General features: G+C 67.2%; 1 protein-coding gene. It reads left to right on the forward strand.

Annotated features, from left to right (window positions below; genetic code table 11):
- Nucleotides 1-30: 30 nt before the first annotated feature.
- Nucleotides 31-674, forward strand: a 644-nt coding sequence (locus OK345_RS17715; RefSeq protein ID WP_265129325.1) for a leucine zipper domain-containing protein, incomplete at its 3' end; no start/stop codon positions are given.

Consider the following 674-nt stretch of genomic DNA (forward strand, 5'->3'; position numbering starts at 1 on the left):
CGAAGCCAACCCAGCCCCCAGGAGCCCCGGATGAACCTGCATAAACATGCCCGTCTTACGCCTCGCGGTCGAGCCCTGCTTGTCGATCGCGTGATCGAACAGGGCCTGAGAGTGGAGGAGGCGGCCCACGCCGCTGGCGTCAGTGTTAGGACAGCCTACAAGTGGTTGCGTCGCTTCCGAGAGGAAGGCTTGTCCGGCTTGCAGGACCGCTCCTCACGGCCGCAGAGTTCGCCATGCGCAACCCCGTCAGCGATGGTCGAGCAGGTGCTGGCGCTGCGTCACCAGCGCAAGACCTATCGCCAGATCGCCTTGGTCCTCCCGGTCGGTCTGAGCACGATCGCGCGACTGATGCGGCGCGCCGGGCTGCACCGGCTGGCCGAGCTCGAACCAGCGCGCCCGGACAACCGATACGAGTACCCGCAGGCAGGCGATCTGCTGCATCTGGATATCAAGAAGCTAGGGCGGTTCTGGCGCCCCGGGCATCGCGTCACCGGTGATCGCCAGGGGGCCTCCGACGGCGCCGGCTGGGAGTTCGTGCACCTGGCAATCGACGATCACTCCAGGGTCGCCTTCGGCACCATCGAGGGCAACGAGCGCGGCTCCAGCGCCTGCCGTGCCCTGATGCAGGCGCTGCGCTATTACCGCAGCCTCGGCGTCACCTTCCGCCGGGTCAT

Source organism: Xanthomonas chitinilytica, assembly GCF_026107455.2.
GTDB lineage: Bacteria > Pseudomonadota > Gammaproteobacteria > Xanthomonadales > Xanthomonadaceae > Stenotrophomonas > Stenotrophomonas chitinilytica.